8 protein-coding genes are annotated in these 18249 nt (G+C 69.3%); 3 read left to right on the top strand and 5 right to left on the bottom strand.

The features are described from left to right. Positions 1–7 precede the first annotated feature (7 nt). From drmB to ACSMTC_RS06125, 4 genes are read right to left on the bottom strand one after another with little or no spacing between them, the layout of a single operon-like run. Positions 8–1873 (bottom strand): DrmB family protein, encoded by a 1866-nt coding sequence (drmB, locus tag ACSMTC_RS06140; protein WP_436558625.1) that lies wholly within the window; start codon positions 1871–1873, stop codon positions 8–10. Continuing rightward, positions 1870–5133, bottom strand: a complete 3264-nt coding sequence (locus ACSMTC_RS06135; protein ID WP_436558624.1) for a helicase-related protein — start codon at positions 5131–5133, stop codon at positions 1870–1872. Before ACSMTC_RS06135 ends, drmB begins: the two co-directional genes overlap by 4 nt. After that, positions 5130–7046, bottom strand: a complete 1917-nt coding sequence (locus ACSMTC_RS06130) for a UvrD-helicase domain-containing protein (protein ID WP_436558623.1) — start codon at positions 7044–7046, stop codon at positions 5130–5132. Before ACSMTC_RS06130 ends, ACSMTC_RS06135 begins: the two co-directional genes overlap by 4 nt. Further along, positions 7043–11809, bottom strand: coding sequence for a DEAD/DEAH box helicase (locus tag ACSMTC_RS06125; protein ID WP_436558622.1), 4767 nt, complete (start codon positions 11807–11809; stop codon positions 7043–7045). The genes ACSMTC_RS06130 and ACSMTC_RS06125 overlap by 4 nt, the downstream gene beginning before the upstream one ends. Positions 11810–12662: 853 nt before the next feature. Here ACSMTC_RS06125 and ACSMTC_RS06120 point away from each other — a divergent pair. From ACSMTC_RS06120 to ACSMTC_RS06110, 3 genes are read left to right on the top strand one after another with little or no spacing between them, the layout of a single operon-like run. Next, the gene (locus ACSMTC_RS06120; RefSeq protein WP_436558621.1) at positions 12663–14804 is read left to right on the top strand and encodes a helix-turn-helix domain-containing protein; all 2142 of its coding nucleotides are present in this window, start codon (positions 12663–12665) and stop codon (positions 14802–14804) included. Further along, positions 14801–15799: a hypothetical protein gene (locus tag ACSMTC_RS06115; RefSeq protein WP_436558620.1), complete on the top strand. Its 999-nt coding sequence runs from the start codon at positions 14801–14803 to the stop codon at positions 15797–15799. The genes ACSMTC_RS06120 and ACSMTC_RS06115 overlap by 4 nt, the downstream gene beginning before the upstream one ends. Continuing rightward, complete coding sequence (locus ACSMTC_RS06110; protein ID WP_436558619.1) at positions 15796–16698, top strand: DUF6339 family protein; 903 nt, start codon at positions 15796–15798, stop codon at positions 16696–16698. Before ACSMTC_RS06115 ends, ACSMTC_RS06110 begins: the two co-directional genes overlap by 4 nt. Here the strand turns inward: ACSMTC_RS06110 and ACSMTC_RS06105 are convergent. Then, on the bottom strand, positions 16623–17990 hold the full coding sequence (locus ACSMTC_RS06105) for a DNA cytosine methyltransferase (protein WP_436558618.1): 1368 nt from the start codon (positions 17988–17990) through the stop codon (positions 16623–16625). The two genes, ACSMTC_RS06110 and ACSMTC_RS06105, sit on opposite strands and share 76 nt — an antisense overlap. Positions 17991–18249 lie beyond the last annotated feature (259 nt).

The following is an 18249-nucleotide window of genomic DNA, read 5'->3' as shown; positions in this document are numbered from 1 at the left end:
CCGATGCTCACTGGGTGAGCAGGCGGGAGAAGAAGCCGATCGACGGGTCTTCCGGGGTGCCGACGAGGAGGGCCCGGTCAAGCAGGCCGTTGTTGTGCTCGCAACTGGTCTCCGGGAGCATCACGCAGGCGTGACAGGCGGCCAGATTGGTACCGCCTGCGCCGGAGGTCTCGGTCTCGACGCAGAGCGGGTCGGCGGAGCACCACTCGGCTCGGTGGACGGCCGAACGTACGGCCTGGGCGAGGCGGTCGATTTCGCCCTGGGCGACCAGGCCACCGAGGCTGCCAGCCGAGTCGCTGGTGGCCGTGTAGATCAGCACACCGGCCATCTCGTCACCCGAGTAGATCCGCTCACGGAGCGAGGCGGCCGGGTACCCGGAGTCCAGGCTCCACTCGTTGATCATCACGTGCGCGAAGGTGTGCAGCAGGGCCATGCGCGGGGTGGCAGGAGAGGACGGGACTCGGGTCGGGTCGGAGGCCCGCTCAGTGAGGATCCGCTGATGGTGGTGTCGGATGCGTGCCACGCGGGCGGCGACGGCGGGCAGTTCGGCCCAGGCGTCGACCCTCTCCTCGTCGAACCGGAGGAATACTCCTTCGCCGTGGACCTCCATGGCGGGCAACCAGTCGGTGGGGGTGAGGGAAAGCTCGGCCTCATGACCCTCGGAAGAGGTTTCAGGATCGATGACCCGTGTGAAGGCCTTGAGGGCGCGAACCTCGCGGAGCTTCTTCACCTGCATCGGGGTGATCAGGCCCAGGCCGGTCAGCGGCTTCTCGTCGCCAACCGGGGGCTCGCAGACGAACTGCTCGGTGTGGTGCCCGGAGTCCTCCGGATTGCCTGCGCACAGTCGTTCGTACTCCAGGTCGCGCAGGGCCCGGTAGCGCTGCTCCTGGTCGAGGTCGGGACCGTCTTCCCCGGTGTGGTCCTCGGCCTCCATCGCGGTGAGCATGTCCAGGACCTGCTGGGGACTCACTGGGGAAGGGGCCCCGTCGAAGATGTACTTCAGATGGATCTCGATCTCGGCGAGGGTGGAGCAGGCACGGAGCTTGTCCCAGTGCTTGTCCAGGGCGTGCACCCGGGTGTCGCTCCACGGCGGGATGGACAGGGCCGAGCGGAGCACAGGCTGCCACACGGACGAGGAGCCACGCTGGAGGGTCCGGGGCGGCTGGGAGCAGGGGCGGTCGGGGGCGTCCTTCAGCCAGGGGCGTTTGCCCTCACAACGGATGTTCAGGTCCTTGAGGGCGCTACGCCGGAAGGAGCCCTCCATGGACACCTCTGGCACTCCGCAGGAGCAGGAGAGCACCACCGAACGGAGGGAGGAGGTGCGACCCGAGGAGTGCAGGCTCATTCGGCCGCCGCAGAAGCCGGCCTCGCCGTCGCCGCGTCGACCCCGATGCAGCCACTTCCAGTACGGGAAGTCGGCGATGTGCCCGTCCTCGCAAGCCACCACGAAACGGGAGGGCACCAGGGCCTCGGCGCACTCGGCGCACTCGTTGCGTCCGGGCGGTGAGTTGAACTTCCGTACGTGGTCCAGCGCGTGGCACTCGGGGCAGTGGTGCCACAGCGGGAATCGGCGTACCCGGATGCCGTCGCGGCTGTCGTCGCCGGAGGCGGGCGGGAGGCGGAAATGGCTCACGCCCAGCACGCGGGCGAGGCGCGGCTCGTGGATCACCGGGGCTTCGTCGCGGGGCCACTGCTCCTCCGCGGCGTCGATGCCCGCGACGATGAAGGACTCCTGGTCCACAGCGATCAGTGCCCCTACACCGTAGGTGGTGATGGCCTGGGCCCGACGGACCGCACCGCGGCGGGGCAGGGTGCGGGCCGGTGTGGCGGAGCCGTCGGTGCCGCGCCGGCGGCGGGGAGGGGGCGGGGTCATCGGGATGCCTCCATGAACAGGGCGGACTCGGCGTCGACGTCGCGGAGGGACCACAGGGTCTCCCACGCCTCGATGTCCTCCAGGGCGTCGTTGTAGGGCTTGAGCAGCGAGGGGACGTGGCGTCCGCGCTTCGGCTCGTAATACAGGCCGCCATGCGCTTCGGCCTCCTCGTACCACCAGTCGACGAACTCGTCGAAGGCTGCGGCCACGTGGGAGACCTCCTTGGCGGCGGTCTCCTTCGGGGAGACCTTCTCGACCCGTTCGAGGATCCTCGGACGGATCTTCTCCCTCAGCTCGTCCAGGAAGAGGTCGATGTTCCCCGCGGCGTCGTCGGCGCGGGCGGCGGGGACCAGAATGCGAGCCAGGGCGACGATCACTGCGTGCAGACCACGGTCTCGGGCGCGGGCCGAGAACGGGGTCACCGAGGTGGACTCGACCTCGCGGTAGAGCGCGGAGTGGAAGTGCTGGAAGTTCTCGTAGTGGGAACGGTCGCGGGAGCGGCCCGCGTTGAGCATCACCGCGACCAGACCAGGGTGGGCACGGCCCACGCGGCTGGTGGCCTGGATGTACTCGGCGGTGGTCTGCGGCTGGCCCATGACGGCCATCAGGCCGAGCCGGTCGATGTCGACGCCGACGGCGATCATGTTCGTGGCCAGGAGTACGTCCACCGTGTCGCCGTCCGTCAGCCTCCGCTCGATCTGCTTCAGGCGGGCCGGGATGTCGCTGGCGTCGACCCGGCTGGTCAGCTCGGAGTAGTTGCCGACGGAGCGGGGCTCGCAGCCGTCGCGGTCGGCCAGGTGCTCCAGATAGGCCACGACGTCGTCGTGGACTTGGAGTTCGGCGGCGGACAGCAGACGCAGGCTGTTGAAGTAACCGACCAGCGTCCAGTACGCGTCGCGCACCTTCTGGGTGGTGTCGGCTCGCATCGCCTGGTGGAGCAGGGTGGCGTAGGTGCGGATCAGCAGAGTGGACTGGCTAGTGCCGGGGGCGAGCAGGCCCACATAGCGGCGGGACGCCTTCTCGCTCGCGGGGGTCTCCACGGCGAACCAGGAATCGCGGGCGTCCAGGCCAGCGGGCGGGAATTGTCGCACCTCGCGGGAGAACAGGGCCTTGCCCTGGTCGGCGGCGCGGCGGATGGTCGCGGTCGAGGCGATCACCTTGGGACGGTCGGCGAGCACGTCGACGGCTGTCTCGTACAGGCCGGTCAAGGTACCCAGTGGGCCGGAGATCAGGTGCAGCTCGTCCTGCACGATCAGTTCCGGGGGTGGAGTGGGGTCCTGGCGGTCCCGGTTGAAGAGGGCCGCGGTCTGTGCACGCCACGGCATCGAGGCGAACTTGTCGACGGTGGCGATCACCAGGGTGGGCCGGGCCCGGTACACGGCTTCGTCGACTAGGTGCACGGGCAGTCCGCCGGAGAACGCGCAGCCCGCTCCGGGGCAGCGCACATCCATCCGGACGGCCTCCTCGTCGACCGAGTAGTGGTGGGCGTCGAGGGCGGTCCCGCACCATGGGCAGGCGTGCAGCTGGACGGGGTTCTCCTTCTGGAGCACCTTGCCGGAGCGGGCCGCACGGAGCTGCTTGGAGGCCACCTCCAGGGTGTTCGGCGTGGCGGAACGCCCCACCCACATGCCGAGGGAGATCTCCTCGTGGCCCAGCTCGGCAGGGTTCTCACGGCGCATCTGTTCCATGGCACAGATCAGGATCGCGGCACGCTCGAACTGCTGGAGGGTGAGCAGGCGCAGCGTGTACCGCATCAGGACGGTGACACCGCCACCCGTCGTACCGAGCCGCATCCGGCGCAGGAAGGCGGTCAGCGCGATCAGGCCCAGGTACGCCTCGGTCTTGCCGCCACCGGTGGGAAACCACAGCAGGTCCGACACCCCCCGGTCAGGGTGCTCCGGGTTGTCCACCCCGGCCAGGCAGAGGAGCATGAAGGCGATCTGGAAGGGACGCCAGCTCGCCGAGGCCAGGTCTGGCTCGCCGACCCGGCCGTCCTTGACCCAGGCACTCCGGGCCCGCTGGGTCGCCATCGCCCGGTTGGCCAGGCGGAACGCCCGCATCAGGTCAGGCTTATCGCGCAGCAGCGCGATGCCCGTCCGGATCCGATCCAGCGCCTCACCGCAGGACCGGATCTGGTCGGACGCGGCCTTCTCGTACGAGGTACCGGCGAGCGCGGCGGCTTCGTCCTGCTTCCGTTCGATCCACCGCTCGTAGCCGGCGGCCAGCCCTTCCAGGGCGGCGATCACCTCGGTGTCGCCAGCCTCGGCGAGGCCCAGCATGGTGAGGGCACTGGCGTCGATCGCCGGATTGGAGTCGGTGAGCAGCACCTCGTGCGTGGGCAGGAACTCGGTGCGCACCTCGGCCACGCCCGCCCGCACCACGTCGGTGAGGCCGATCGGGGGTGGGGCCCAGTCCCACACCGCCGCGCAGCCGTGGCCGGCGGCGAAGGTGGGGGCGTGCCTGTGCAGCAGCTGGCTGGTCTCCAGCTCGGGGTCCACGGCGGACAAGGCGGCGGGGCGCTCCACGAACGCGCTCGACCCGTTGGCAGCACGGACCGTCAGCCCGGTCTGGAACAGGGCGAAGGCGTCCTGGAGTTCCCGCTCGCCCACCTTCTGGATGTTGACCAGGGTGACCGTGACGGTGACCGTACCGGTTTCCGGCGACGGGCGGCGCACGTGCACGTCCAGTCGGGCCGTGCCGTCAATCAGGTTGCGTGAGGCACCGCGGCCCGGGTACGTAACGTCGATTGTGGTGTCCGGCAGGTCCAGCTCCACCCGACGCCAGCGCTCCCGCTGATCGGAGGTGGTGCGGGCCTCGCTCCGGCGGGCCGAGACCTTGCGGCCCTCGGCGTCCTCCGGCTCGTACACGGCGGCGCTCGCCGAGACCACGATCCCCCGGCACACGGCGAGGTCGACCGCGAAAGTCAGGCCGACGGAGGACGGACGCCGGTCACCGGCGTTGGGGCGATCGGTGGCCAGCCCGGACTCCTCGAGGCTGTCCGCCCCGGTCACGGGCTCCTCGTCCAGGCCTTCTTGCTCGGCGGCGTCGTCCTGGAGACAATCGCGGGCCTTGGCGTCTGCCGGGCGGGGGAAGAGCACGCCGATGGGATAGCGGGTGATCGGGGCGTCCTGATCCAGGACCTCGGCGCGGTCCTCGGCGGAGGCATCGACATCGGGACCCAGAAGCTCGCGGCGCAGCCGGGCCACCAAGTCCTCACGGACCTCGTAGTGCGCGGCGTGCCGCCCTGCATGGATGGTCATCCCTGCTCCTCCTCCGTCCCGGCGGGACGCCGGAACCGTCCGATTCCGCTGATACGCGGGGCGATCCACACCCCGTGGTTGCCCAGGCCTGCGTTGGCTCCGGCGGCCGGGCTGCCTGCGACCGACTCCAGGCAGTCGATCCGCAGGCCGGAGATCTCCTCGGGCCACCGGATGTCCCAGGTCGTGCCGACCTTCAGCACGGAGTACAACTGGCTCCTGAAGACCTCGGAGGCGTCGCCGATCTCCCGCCCCTCGTGCAGCAGCGCGTACCGGGGGCTCTGCTCGGGGCCCATGGGGAGGGCCTCGCGCAGCCGGAACGTCACCGCGTCGCCCGGCCGCACGTGCTCGAGCAGGTATGACTGGGCGCCGAGGGCGTCATTCACGGCGTCGGCCGGTTCCAGGGCGCACACGTCGCCGGCACGCACCTCGACGCCGTCGCGCCGCCACTTCTGGCGCTGGTTCGGGACTCCCCGGTACCAGCGGCCGGTCGGCTTGTGCCTGAGCAGCGTCACCGTCTCCGGCGCGGCGACGCGGTACAGATCCTCCCGGACCCGGGTCATCGCCACGTAGAGTGCGCGCGCCTCGGCAGGCACGTCGAGTTCGTCGTTGCGACGACGCAGCTCAGCTATGGTCGGGGGGGCGAGCAGGACCACCCGGTCGAACTCCAGGCCTTTGGCGCGGTGCACCGTGGACACGATCAGCTGGGCCGGTTCCGGGTCGGCGAGCTCGTCCGGGAGCCGGCGCTCCGCCACCAGTCTGCGCAGCCGCGTCACGTCGAGCGTGCCCCGACCGGTGCCGCGCGCCACCACACGCAGGGCCCGCCACACTCGGTCCAGGTCGGTGCCCTCGGGCAGCGGGATCCCGCCGAGCAGCTCGCGCAGCCGTTCCTCAGTGAGCGTGGCGGCTTCGGTGCGACGCAGCACTTCGGCGACCCAGTACGGCACAGGTCGGGCCTGGAGCGAGCGTCGCACGGCGTGCGGTACCCCATGGGTGTGCAGCAGCTCAGAGACGAGCAGGGCCTGCCGGTTGTCGCGGGTCAGGATCGCGCAGGTACCGGGGAAGGACCGCAGCGAGTCCTGGGTGAAGGCGTCGGTGAGCGCGCCCAGGCCGGGGAGGTCGAGCAGCAGCTCGCGCAGTTCCCCGTGGAGCCGTTCGGCCGCCGCGTCCGCGCCCTCGGGCGCGCTGCCGATGCCCTGAACGGCGGGGCCGAGCGGGAGTGCGGTGCGCGCCTCGAGGGTGACGGACCGGAAGTTCCGCGTCAGTCGCAGCTCCATCAGGTCGTCGGCGTAGGAGACTCGCACCCAGCGGAGGAAGAGGTCGGTACGGTCGGCGTACTCCTCCGGGTCCTCGATTTGGAAGTCGTAGATCGCTTGGGCGGGGTCACCGACCAGGGTGAACCCGCAGGAGTCCTGGAGCCGGTCGAGCAGTGACTCCACCATCTCCCGGCGCGCGCCGACCAGGTCCTGCACCTCGTCGACGATCACATGTGCGGGCGGGCCAGCCTCCAGGGAATCCAACGCGCCCTTCTCGATCGCGTCGGTGGCTGCCCGAATGCGCTCGTCGAAGGAGAGCTCCGACCACTCGCCGTCCGGGTACGCCTGCACCAGCAGGGAGTACGCCCAGGAGTCGAAGGTCTGCACCCGTACCCGCCGGGCGTGTTCACCGTGCCGGGCGATCCGGTCCCGCAGCTCGCGGACGGCGGCGCGGGAGAAGCTGAGGACCAGCAGTTCGGAGGCTTCCAGTGCCTCGTCCGGGTCGATGTGGCCGACGAGCGTGTCCATGCGGCGCACCAAGGTATGGGTCTTGCCCGTGCCCGCCCCGGCGGTAACCAGCAGGCGAGTGTCCCAGGGCTGGTCCACGACGGCCTGCTGCTCGGCGGTGAGGGCGGGGCCGTCCTCGGAGGAGAAGATCACTTCTTGTTCCACAGGTGCTCGAAGTTGGTGAAGGCGAGGGCGGTGTCGAAGTTTCGGATGTTGTCGCGGACGTTGAGGATGAGGCAGGTGTCCTTGCCGCCGTTGCGGGGGCCACGCAGACCGCGTCCGATCATCTGCTGGTACACGTTCGGGCTGTAGACGGGTCGGGCGACGACCACCGCGCGGGTGGCGGGAGCGTCGAACCCCTGGGTGAGGACGCCGTAGTTGGTGAGCACCCGCACTGTGCCATTGCGGAACTCTCGGACTCGGGCCCGGCGATCGTTGTCGGGGGTGGTGGAGTCGATCGAGGACGCGGAGATCCCGTGGTCCTTGAGCCTGGCCGCCAGGTACTTGGCATGCTCCACAGAGGTGGCGAACACGAGCACCGGCCAGTCCTCGGGCATCGCCACGATCTCCGACACGATGCGACGGCTGCGGTCGTGGTCGTCCGCCAGCCGCTGCTCGGCGGCCTTGGACAGCAGGCTGAACTGCTCGGCGCTCTCCCGCTCCTGGCGAGACAACTCGATGGTTCCGCCGGTCAGTTCGCGGTGCTCGACCTGCGCCAGCACCCCCAGGTCCTGGAGGTGGCCGTACGCGTCGTCGGAGGGGAACACCCCCTCGTCCAGCCGGCGTGCGCCGAACCGGTTGACCAGGCGCGTGGTCTCCTCCTCGTTGTGGCCGCGGAACGGGGTGGCGGTGAGGCCGAGCAGGTGCCGTTCGGTCAGGTGCTGGGTCAGGCCGAGCAGGCTGAGGATCTCGGTGTAGCGCGGGCTGGTCGCCACGTGCGCTTCGTCCACCACGACCAATGCGGCATCCCTCAGCCAGGCGTACCGATCGGTGTCCAGGCACACGTGGAGTTTGGCATCGGTGGCCACGACGAGCTGTGGCCCGTCGGTGACTTGGGCCGCCTCGTTGGAGGTCCAGAGCCGGTTGATCGTCAGTCGGGTCTGCGCGCCTGCCTTGCTCCAGACGAACTGCCAGCTCTGCACGGCCTGTTCACACAGCTCCTCGGTCTGGGCGATCCACAGGATCGGACCCTTGAGCGTGCCGGTCTGCTTGACCCAACGGATGACGGCCTCGGCGGTGACTCGCGTCTTGCCCGCGCCGGTGGGCAGCGACAGCATGGCGCGTTGGGGAGCGAGTCGGTCCAGCATCTCGAAGATGTTGAGGGCGAGTCGTTCCTGGTAGTCGTGCAGGCGCGGGAAGTCGCGGGGGCCTTCCACCGTCAGGCTCTGTTCGAGAGTCGGGGCCCGGTAGCCAGCGAAGGGCGCGGGCAGGCCGAGATCGGCGACGAAGGAGACCGCCGCCGAGCCGCCGGTGTAGGACGACGGGGCGCTCGGGAAGCGCTCCTGGATGTCTCGGGCGTGGGTCTTGAGCACGGTATCGCCGTGCGCGTTGAACGCCATCTGCGCGATCCGACGCCCGGTGGGCTCCTGCCCTCCCAGCTCCTGACACTCGGCCTCCATCAGGCCGGCGGGCAGCCGGTCGCGCAGGGCCTGCGCGCCGATCAGCAGCTCCAGCTTGGCCGTTACGTCCTCGGCTTCGCGGATCGCCTTCAGTGCGGACCGCACCTTCTCGTCCTGTTCCTGGCGAGCCTGGGCGTCCAGCACGGCGCGGCAACCGGTCTCGCCCATCCGCAGACCGAGCTCGCGGTCCACGGCCCGGAGCGTGCTGAGCCTGTCCAGCGAGTCAAGAACCTTGATCACGTTGCCCTGGCGGGCGCTCTCCAGGGACTTCGCGCGTGCACCGTGCGGGGTGCGGACGACCTCCTCCAGCGTGGAGCAGCGCAGCAGCGAGTACGTGCTGACCGAGGTTCCCATCTTCTGGCGTAGCGTCGGAAACTCCTCGGCCAGCGGAACCGGCTCCACGGTCGACTCATGCCGCGTCTCGCGGCTGACCACATCGTCGTGGCGCAGCATGCCCCACTGCTCGACCATGAGGTCGGCGGACTCCTGGTCCGGCATCAGCAGCGCCGGCACTCGCTCGGCCTGCAGCGAGCGGTACTCCTCCGGGCTTGCGGCGACGGCGATCTCGCCATCCTCCCGGGTGTCCCAGACGTTGCCGATCCGGCAGCGGGTCAGCGAATCCTCGGGAAATTCGATCCCAAGTCGGGTCAGCAGGGCGTAGGTGGACCCGACGAACGCGTCGTCCTCGCTCTCCTGCAGCTTCTCCAGGAGTTGTTCCCACTGCTGCGGGCGGACCTTCTCGACGCTGTCCGCGAGCCCCAGCTTCCGGGCCTTCTCCTCACTGAGCGAAGCCACCGGGAGCACGTCACGGTACGCGTCGAGCTGGGGCCCCACGGCCTCCTTGAGGGACTTGAGGCCCTGCGAAGTCTTGATTCGACCATGTCGGGTGAACATCCATCGGATCGGGGATTGTGCCGTCCGACGTGTGCCGGCCTGCGTCCCGATCTGCAGCGTCCAGTTCTCGATCAGCGCGTCCTCAGGCAGCGCCTGGAGGAAGTTTGCGCGGGCCTGCTCCGAGAGTCGGAGCAGCAGGTGCAACGGCCCACCGACGGGAGCACCCTCGATCCTGGTCCTGGCCAGGGCCGGCCGGCTCGCCCGGTCGTCGAGCGTGCGGCAGTACGCCGCATGCACGGCCGCCCTGTATTCCTCGAACCAGGGCTCCGTCTCGGGCCTGTGGCCGGAGGTCGGACGGTCCTGCAGGCCCAACTCGCGGAAGAAACCCACATCGTCGGAGTGGAACCGCATGTCCACCGCGATCTCGGGGTCGCTCTCCGCGGTGACGACGACACCGGGCAGCATGCATTCGCGCATGGTGTGGAAACTGCCGTCCGTCGTCCGCACCATCAGGGCATCCATCGGTGCGGGTACCCGCTTGGTCACCTCGTGGCCCACCACGGAGGCACCAGCCCGGTGGAACAGCTCCCAGAATCGGTTCCATTCCTGCGGGCCGTACGAGGCGAAGCCCTGGTCGAGGACGCTCATGAAGCGCCCTCGGACGTCGGCCTCCTGGATACCCAGGGTGGTGAGGGCGAAAGAGAGTGACGGGTCGTCGGACAGAGCGCGGTCCACGTAGACCAGCGACTCCCGTAGGCCGTCCTCCTCGGCTCGCCGGTACACCACACTGCCCACCGGGGCGACCAGGCCGTGCTCCTCGGTGAGCACGATCTTGGCCTTCCGGGCCTCGGCGGCGCAGGAGGCCTTGGACTCGATCATGTCCGCGACGATCCGGATCGCGGTCGCCGAGGCGTTCGCTGAGCCGTCGGAGACCAGCGCCTCCAGCCACTCGACGACCGAGGCCCGCTGCCGTCCGGCCGCGCCCAGAATGTGCTGGACCTTGCCCGCCCGCAGGTCCGTGGCCTCGACCGAAGGGTGCAGCCAGTCGCGGGGCCGCCCGGCGTACGAGTGCCAGGTCCGCAGCCAACGGTTGAGCGAGGTGCTGTCCCGCCCCAGGTCCGGGTGGATGTTCAGCTCGCTGGGCGTACGCAGGACTCCGTCCTGATCCGGCAGGGACGGACACACCGCGGTGGCAGCCCAGATCTGCTCGGTGAGCAGGCGGTCAGCCCAACTGATGACCTCCACGCCCTTGGTGCGGCCGGGCAGTAGCGGGAGGTACGCGCCGGGGTCCTCGGCGGGGGCGAGCTCGGGCAGCGACTTGACCACCAAGCGGGCCGCGACCTGGATCATCTCGACGTTGAAGGGCGAGGAGTCCAGCAGGTTCTGCCGGTCCTCGTTGGTCTTCCAGGTCCCGTTCAGGATGCCACTGAGGGTCATCTCGTACTTGGTCGGGAAGAACGACCAGAACTTTCCGCGCCCTCGGGCGTCGGCAGCGCTGAGCAGACCGGTCCGCTCGTCCGCGCGGTAGGCCGGAACCGCCCAGGCCACGTCGATGGACACCCGGTCGTGCAACTCCCCGGCGTCGCGGCGGGCGGCCTGGGTCGGCTCGTGGGTGTGGGTGAAGACCCTCCACTGCGAGGTGGCCGGCGGCTTGCCGACGCGCTCCTCGTGGATCGTGCGCAGGCTGCCGTCCCGATCGGCGCGAAGAGCCCGGCGTGCGATCGGGCGGGGCCGCCGGTCCTCCAATACCACCTGGCCCACGTGCGAGGAGAACAAGTGGAAACCGGACGGGAACTCCTCACGGGTCTCGTGGCTGGCTGTGCCCTGGTGTCCGTGCATGTCCTTGCCCAGCCGGTCGGCCGCGCCGGGCAGCAGCGGCAGGCGGACCACCGTGGTGGCCCACTCCAGCAGTTCGTCCAGCACCCGATCCCGGAGGCGCTCGGCCGCCATGTCCAGCTCGCGGGCCATGCGCAGCACGGGCGCCTCGAAGTGCTCGCCGAGTCGCTCGCGCACGCCGGGCACGTTCCGGATCAGCTCGTACGACCAGGCTCGATCGAAGCCGAAGCTGCCAGTGCGGCTGAAGAACTCAGGTGTGTCGGTCACCACCAGGACCGATTTCACGCCCACGCCGAACCGACCGATCTGCCCGCCGCGCTTGCGGGACATGCTCATGCGCAGGATGGTCTCCGCGCCCTCGGGCTCCACCGGGTTTCCCTGGTTGGCGCAGTACAGGTGGGCGCCGGTGAGGACGACGTGGATGCGACTGCCGGGCTCGTCACGCATCTCGTCGGAAGCGTTCTGGATCAGCTCGAAGAGCTGCCGGTCGCCGTACCCGCCCTGAGTGATACGGCGCTCGCCGTTGGCGTGCTCGGGGATCAGGCCCGGGTCGACACCGTAGGTCTCCAGGACGCGGCGGGACTGGTCGACGACGGTGCGGATCACAGGGGACTGCGGATCGGCCACGAATGGTTCCACTTCGGGTTCGGGAGTAAGGAACGGATGGCGAGGGGTGACGACCGGTGCCGTCAACAGGCGAGCTGCACGGTGAATGTGACGGTGACGTCGGTGACGCGCTGGCGACCGCCCAGGTTCCGGAACGGGCGAGGGGACGGAACGTCGGCGTCGTGGAGGGCGTTCCGGTAGAGGCGACCATGCCGTCGTCGATGCCGCCCAACAGGCCGAGGAGGGTCTCCCGGGCCTGTGGGTCGTCGGCGAGCCGGTCGTACGCCACGACGATGGTGCGCATGCGGTCGAGCGGGGAATTCTGCGGGGACACCGGGATACCTTCGCTTTCGCTTTCGTGGAGACGTTCACGATGGAATGATGCGAGGTGGTGCAGGGGGAATAGGCCGCGCGAGAATCCACGAAATCCATGGGGATTTCGGAAGGCGGGCCGAGAGGGATTCCCCCGACGTGTAAGGTGGTGCTTCGTGCAGATTGCCCCGGGTCGTGGTCGGCCCGATTCTTCCTGCCCCCGGTGGCGTGTCATGAGCAAGGAAGAAGGCGCACTGGGCCCTGTGAAGGGCGGTTTCCCTGGCGGTTGCCGGGGCAGCTGACGCTCAGTCAAGCATGAGTTGCTGCAGGCGTGCAAGTGGCGCCCTGGCGCCGATCGCGTATGCGATCCCGTCGGGATTTTTGAGGAAACTCGGGCAAAGCGGGAGGATTTCCAGGCTTCATTTTTGGTCGTGTTCGACGCCCGCCGCCGTCTGACATGCCACTTGTCAAAGAACTTTTGACAAGTGGATTCCTTCGTCAACAGCAGTGCGGTACCGTGGCTCCCACCTCGTGAAACAAGCCATGCGGAAGCAGGTGGGACGTGAAGGCGGCTGAGGACTTCGGCCCCTGGCTGGCACGCCAGCTCAAGAACGCAGGAAAGAGTCAGACCGACCTGGCGGAGGAGCTGGGCATGACCCGGGCCGCCGTCTCGGCATGGATCGTCGGCCGCTCCGTACCGCGTGACGAGACCATTCGGGCTATCGCCGAGGTGCTCAAGACCGACCTGGAGACCATCCACACCCGCAGCGCCGACGCCCAACTGGGGCTGCCCGTCTCCTGGTACCACCGGCCAGCCCACGCTGACGGCGGCCGTGAGTACGGCAACGCGGCCGCGTTCGCCTTCGAGGCCGATGTCGAGGTCCTCGCCCGCGAGGCCACGCAGAACAGCCTCGACGCACGCCTCGACCCCGCTGAGCCCGTCCGGGTCCGCTACACGCTGCATGAACTCACCGGCGAGGCCCTTGCCCGGTTCCGCGAGGCCATCGACTGGGAGCACCTGCTCCCGCACTACGAGGCGCTCACCGCTGGCAACGGCAAACAGGGCAAGGTCTCGCGCACGATCGCGGCCGGACTGCGTGACATGTATCAGCACGACCGCCTGGTGCTGCTCCGCGTCGACGACTACAACGCCACTGGCCTGACCGGTGGCGACTACGACGACGGGCTCTTCGCCGCCGTCGTCCGTCGCCAGCTCGACAGCCACAAGAAGGATGCCGGGGCAGGAGGCTCATACGGCCTGGGCAAGGCCACCCTGTGGGCCACCAGCCGACTCGGCCTCGTGCTGATCAATTCCACCCTCTCCGAACCTCACGAGGGTCGCACCGAGCGCCGTCTCATCGGCCGGCTGGACCTCCCCTGGCGCGAGGTCGACGGCCGGGAATTGGCCGGCCCGGCCTGGTTCGGACGTCCTGACCCGGCCACCAAGTCTGCCGACATAGTCCGTTCCTGGTGGGCCGACGAGGAAACCGTCGAGAAGCTCCACCTCACTCGCGAGAGCGCCGCTCCCGGCACCTCCTTCCTCATCGTCGGTGCCCACGACGTCGCCAGTCTGGTGCCGTTCAACGGCACCGTGGATGAGGAAGAGATCAGCGAGGACGACGACACCGTCCACCGCATGCACGCCCGACTCGTCGACGCGCTCGGCCGCAACTTCTGGGCCGCGATGACCGGCGGCGGCGACCACAAGCCGCACCTGGAAGTGTCCGTCCGCACCTACCGCGACGGTGTCCTCATCCGAGACGAGCACGTGGATCCGGCCGTCACCCAGCCCTCCCGCACCCGCGCCCTGCGCGCCTTCCTGGAGGGGGACACCGTCGACCGTCTCGCCGCCCCGGGCCAGGTAGCCCGAGCCATCGTGCCGCTCAACGTGCCCCTCCACGGCGGTCAGTCGCGCGGTGGCGTGCCGCACGAGGCGGTGCTCCTGGTCACCCACGCCGAGGACGCCGACAGCCGCCCCAACCGGCTGGTCTCCATGCGGGGCAACCGCATGACCGTCAAGGACAGTGCGGTCACCAACGTCCCCATCGGCACCAACCCCTTCCAGGCCATCCTCCTCACCGGCCGCGCGGCGGGCCGGGACGCCCCCGGCGCCGAGGCCGCCGAGGAGTTCCTCCGCGCCTCCGAGCCGCCGGAGCACAACAAGTGGGGTCAGACGGAAGAACTCCGCCTTTCCTACTCGCCCTCCGCCTACCGGCGCATCGCCGCCCTGACCACCGCGGCGAATACCGCCGTGCGCGACCTGGTAGCCGTGCCCCGGGCCAAGCGCCGCAGTGGTGGAGAGGCCAAGATCGCCGGCCGACTCAAGGTGGGCGGTGGTACGAAGAAGGCGCGCCCCGCAGCGGCCACAGCCCTGCCTGAACTGGACAACGTGGACGCGCTGATCGACGAGACGGGAGCTTGGTCCGTCACCGTCGACCTGCGGGTATCGGCAGGCGTGGACACGGACCGTCCGGTCACGCCGGTGGCCAAGTTTGACGTGCGCTCCGGCCCCCGTCCCGCCGCACCCTGGAAGGACCTCGTCGCCGTCAGCGGTTGTGAGGTGGTCGACGGAGCCCTGCAGCTGTTGCCGGGCAACCGTAAGGCCGTCTTCCGGGGCGTCACCGACGTGTCCCGCCATCCGGTCCGCGCTCAACTCACCGGACTCGTCGTCGAACTCCGCATCGGAAAGGGGGAGCAGGCGTGAAGGTCTACCCCTACCGACGGCTCACCGGCAACGTGTCCTGGCGCGTCGAAAGCGCCCAGCTCAAGGCCGAGGGCGAGCCCTGGGAGGACGTGGAGAGCAAGTACCTCTCCACCGTCGAACGCGTCGTGGCCCTCGGGCCCGACGAGGACCGTCCCGACTGGACCCAGGCCCGACTTTGCCTCTCCGCCGGCCTCCCGGCCAAAGCGGTGGACCCTACAGGGCCCTGGCAGGACGTCAAGGTCGTCGCCGTCCTCACGGAGCGTGCCACCAACACCCGCACGACCGTGGAGTTCTCCCCGGTCTCCGCCGACGGCCGTGAACGGACCGCCAAGCTGGACCTCCACCGCTGCGACCTCCTCGACCGTGCCTCCCTCGCCGTGCACGTCGTCGCCACCGTGGACGGCGTACCTGGCCGGGTGATCGCCACATCCGACGTGGAGTGGTTCGTCGACGTCATCGAGGCCGCACCCTCGCTCGCCCGCGAACTCGACGTCAAAATGGTCGGCTTCGCCTCCGGCGCGAGCCGGCTCCACCGCTTCAAGGACTCCCCCTGGCTGGTCGACACCACCGGACGGATCCCCGTCGTACGCGTCAACACCGACTTCGACGGGCTCGGCGACCTGATCGGCGCCGACGGCGGTACCGGCGCGGAGAAGACCGTCCGGGAACTCCTCCTCGCCCAGATGTGCTCCGAGGTCTGGACCGCCGTCTTCCACTCCGCCGTCGGCGACCTCGAGGTCGAGGAGGATGGCACCCCGGTGTTCCCTCACGGCTGGCAGGGCGAAGTGCTCCGGGAGATGCTCCCCGACATGTACCCCGAGCGCGAGCCGGAGCACGCCCTGCAAGAGGTCCACGCGGCTCGCACCGGAGCCACCGGCTGGGGAGAACTCCAGCCCCGAATCCACTTCGCCGCCTCCCGGCGCGCCGGCGTCCCCCGGACGCTTTCCACCACCATCCGCGACCTGGAACGCCTCACGCAGGGGGACGACGCATGACCGACCGGCCCAGCTACTTCCCGGAGCGCCTCGCGCTGCTCCCCAACGCCGAGGCGGCGGAATTCCTCACCGAAGGACTGCTCACCGGCCGCGAGGACGTGCCGAGCATAAAACTCAACCAGGTCACCGAACCGCTGCCGTACATCGACCGGCGCGGCGATCTGCTGCCCGTGCGGGACCTGGCCGAGGACGCCATGGCCTACTGCCGGAACAGCGGTCTCAAGGCCACCCAGGCCGACGCCTGGCTCGCTCCCCGTCTTCACTCGGCTCTTCGGCTCACCCGCCGCGAGGCGGCCGACCCCGGCTTCTGGAACTACCTCGCGCTCGGAGTCGCCCCGGACTACGTGGTCTGGCGGCACCTGTCGGAACCCAAGGACGGCAAGGTCGCCAAAGTGGCGGCCGACCGCTTCCGAGGGCAGTACCACAAGCAGGCCTTCGCCCGCCTCTGGTGGGCGGCCGAGCTCTTCCGCGACGGCTCGGACTATGACCCCGTGGTCACAGCCTGTGGCAACCAGGACATCCTCAACTCCGCCCTGCGCGCGTCCGTGATCAACCACCGGCCCACTGCCCAGGCGATCGTCCGGCTGGTCGCGAAAGGGGCAGTCACCACCGGCCGTGAGGTCAACGCCCTGGTCGGAGCCGTCAACGCCTCTGCCGCGACGCTGATGTACGACGTGATCGCCCCGGACACCGAACGCGAGTCCCGTCCCCTACTCGACTGGATCGACGAGGCCGAGACCGCCCGCCAGGTGTCACGGAACGTACTCCCGACCGGCCCCGACGAGGAGCCCGCACCGGAGCTGTCCGTGAGCACGCTGGTGGACTACTTCACTGACCTCTTCGCGGACGCGCCGGTCCGGGGGCGGGATGAGTCGGAGGATGCCGAGGGGGAGGACTGATCCTCGGGCTTCGGGCAGTTGGGACCACAATCGTCCGGAGCCCCGCAACCCACCTTGCGGAGAGTGGCGCGGTCCTCGTCGCCGGCCTCGGGCCAGTTCTCCCGCAGCTTCTCCTCCGGCGGGAGTGGCAGAGACAGCGCCGCCGCCAGCACGTGCACGCCGAACAGCGGGGGCACGGCATTGCCCACCTGCTGCGAGCGATCGCCCCCGGACCACGGGTAGTTGGGCGGGAAGGTCTGGAGAATGCCAGCCTCGGGGATGGTCAGACGGTCCGGGTAGTGCGGGGTGCCGTCCTGGTACCGAACGGCGTTGCGCGAGACCTTTCCGGTAACGGTGAACGACGGCTGTACGTCTGTGCGGACGCCGCGCTTCTTCGGATCGCCGCCACTGCCGTAGTTCGACACGACCTCGAACGGGGTCTCCCTGCCCTCGGGCCTCTGCGTCGTCGGCGCGAGCACCTCCCCCATCGAGACCCACGGCCTGGGAGGTGCCACGGCTCCTCCCATCAGCAGTGTGGTCTGAGTGGCCTGCGCCACTGCCTGCTCGTCTTCGGGACCGCCCTGCTTCGGCTTGTGCGGGTTGTAGGTGTGGTGGGTGGGGGCGGGAAGCGGAGGAGTGCCGTGCTCGTCGAGCCGTGCGATCAGGATCGTACGGCGACGGGTCTGCGGAACACCGTAGGCCTCGGTGTGCAGAGTCTTGACCTCGGCAACCTTGTACCGCACCCTCGTCCCGTCCTCGCGGGGCAGGCCTGTCTCCAAGGCGTTCTTGTAGACCTTCCACAGCGCCTTGACCGCAGGCACCTGCTCCAAGACGATCACGTCGAACGGTCGCCTGTTCCGGTTCGGGCAGCTGAGGGCCTTGATCGCGTACCGGAGCGGTTCCAGGACCAGAGCGGTTCTGGGATCGCCGCCCAGTTTCTCCAGCTGCTCGTCGATCTCCTGCTCGCTGGCACCGGCCACCAGCCGGTGAATGAGCTTCTCGACCTTGTCCAGGGCCTTGCGCCCCGCGCCGTTGCCAGCCACTGAGTACGTCTGGCACGGCGGGCCGCCAGCCAACACGTTCAGTTCCTCGGGCAGCTCGTGGAACCGCTTCCGTCGAACGTCACTGACGTCCGCGTGCCACGTCTGAAGCCCGGCCTTGTAACGCGTTTCACAGGCGTCCTTGTCCCACTCGATCCCGAGCGAGATCACGTCAAGCATGTGCGCGGCTACGTCAAGACCGCCCGGCCCGGCGAAAAGGTCCAGAATATAGGGATTCTCAAGGAATGGAGCGACTGCGTCCGAGCTGGTCATGTGGCGAGAGTTTAGCCGGCGGTGGTCGGTGTGACCTAGTCAGCCTGTGTTTCCGCCATGTTCCGCCCAGCGCCTCGCCCACCGGCGACGGGAAGGCATGGTCAATCGACCGTTGACGTTCCGCATTCGCCGTTCCGACGGGAACGACTGGGGTCAGGTCCTCGGCCCCACTGATGATGCCCGAGACCCCTTCTCATGCGCACCCTTGCCGCGGCACAGTCGAGACGAGCTGTTGTCGAAGACCGGCGGCCGGCCTCCA

It is taken from the genome of Kitasatospora sp. HPM-01-4, from assembly GCF_051374625.1.
Classification (GTDB): Bacteria; Actinomycetota; Actinomycetes; order Streptomycetales; family Streptomycetaceae; genus Kitasatospora.
This window is presented reverse-complemented; position numbering and strand designations above follow the sequence as displayed.

Coding starts and splice junctions, on each gene's coding strand:
- drmB (WP_436558625.1), bottom strand. CDS start 1,873: ATGACCCCGCCCCCTCCCCGCCGCCGGCGCGGCACCGACGGCTCCGCC.
- ACSMTC_RS06135 (WP_436558624.1), bottom strand. CDS start 5,133: ATGACCATCCATGCAGGGCGGCACGCCGCGCACTACGAGGTCCGTGAG.
- ACSMTC_RS06110 (WP_436558619.1), top strand. CDS start 15,796: ATGACCGACCGGCCCAGCTACTTCCCGGAGCGCCTCGCGCTGCTCCCC.
- ACSMTC_RS06105 (WP_436558618.1), bottom strand. CDS start 17,990: ATGACCAGCTCGGACGCAGTCGCTCCATTCCTTGAGAATCCCTATATT.